This is a genomic window from Pseudolactococcus plantarum, assembly GCF_002441715.1.
Lineage (GTDB): Bacteria > Bacillota > Bacilli > Lactobacillales > Streptococcaceae > Pseudolactococcus > Pseudolactococcus plantarum.
The window spans coordinates 1-1,288 of the sequence record NZ_JXJX01000030.1 but is presented as its reverse complement, the minus strand read 5'-3'; the positions used below and the strand labels follow the sequence as shown (position 1 = coordinate 1,288).

The following is a 1,288-nucleotide window of genomic DNA, read 5'->3' as shown; positions in this document are numbered from 1 at the left end:
TGTCAAGCCCCAAATAAAACAGACAGTTCAAAAAAAACACATTTCCACTCAAAGGTATGTCTGCCTATATTCAATAGGAGTCATGCCTTTTAGTTTGAGTTGTGGTCTATCAAAGTTATACCATGCAATGAAATCGTCAATCTGCTGCATCAATTCCGTCTCATTTTCAGGTACAAATAATTCCAAAGATTCACTTTTAAGATGAGAAAAAAAGTTTTCACAACAAGCGTTGTCATAACAGTTTCCCTTACGAGAATGAGAAACCGTCACATTAAAAGTTTCAAGTTTTTTGTGATACTGCTTGTTCGTATACTGAAATCCTTGATCTGAATGCAAAAGACAAGATTTTGATTTGTCCCAATCTTTTCTGAAAACAAGGTCTAAATTCTCAAAAACTAACTGATTATCATTGAATTTTGATAGATTGTAAGCTAAAATAGAGTTATCATACAGGTCTTTGATAACACTTAAGTACAGTCTACCCTGTTTATGATACACATAAGAAACGTCTGTCACTAACTTTTCATGAGGTCGTGTGGCGATGAAGTGTCTTGCGAGAAGGTTTTGCGAAACCTTTCTCGCTTTTTTGTTCATTTCTTGTCTCGTGCAAGAAATAAAGCGTTTCTTGCGTATTGGCGATTTCAAACCGAGAACTTGCATATAGCGAAGGACAGTCTTTGGGTTGACGCTTATATCATAAAGTCGCTTAAGTTGCATCCAGATATAGCGATAGCCCTTAAAAGAGGCATCAAAGAGAAGTTGAATCTTCTCTGCCAGCTGAGAATTCCAAGATTTTGTAAGGGGGCGGTTTTTCTTTATCCAGCTATAATAACCACTCCTTGAAATACCAAGATAATGACAAAGAGCAGTAATGGAATACTGTCCTGTTAAACTATCAACGACTTGATACTTAGCTCTTGTAGAGATTTTTACAAGAGCTTTCTGAGCTTTTTTAGAATAGCTACCTCCATTTTGAGATAGTTGACTTGTTCTTCTAAAGTCATCGTCTCTGACTTAACTTGTGCCGGTCTACCACGATTATCTTGATAGAGAAGTTGAGGATTGTTCTCGTACAATTTAACCCAATGTTGTACTTGTGAGCGATTGGTGACACCAAAATGTTCTGCCACTGATTGATAGCCACCTAAGTGGTCAAAAAGATAAGCTTGTGCAACCTTTACTTTAAAGTCGCCCGTGTAGTTCTGATTTTTACGCATGAAAAAGCTCCTTGATAAAATGATTGAAATAGTTTTTTTTATTTCATGTCCATTTTACCAGGAGCTGTTCA

Annotated in this window: 2 protein-coding genes; both read right to left on the bottom strand. The window is 36.5% G+C overall.

Annotated features, from left to right (window positions below; genetic code table 11):
* Positions 1-48 precede the first annotated feature (48 nt).
* Positions 49-927 carry an IS3 family transposase gene (locus RU87_RS09680; protein WP_231860469.1) on the bottom strand — a complete coding sequence of 293 codons (879 nt, stop codon included), beginning with the start codon at positions 925-927 and terminating at the stop codon, positions 49-51.
* Between the two features lie 2 nt (positions 928-929).
* Positions 930-1,217 (bottom strand): helix-turn-helix domain-containing protein, encoded by a 288-nt coding sequence (locus RU87_RS09445; protein WP_014571824.1) that lies wholly within the window; start codon positions 1,215-1,217, stop codon positions 930-932.
* Between the last annotated feature and the right edge of the window lie 71 nt (positions 1,218-1,288).

Bases quoted from the DNA above. Each gene is read 5' to 3' on its own strand.
- RU87_RS09445 (WP_014571824.1), bottom strand. From the start codon at position 1,217: ATGCGTAAAAATCAGAACTACACGGGCGACTTTAAAGTAAAGGTTGCA.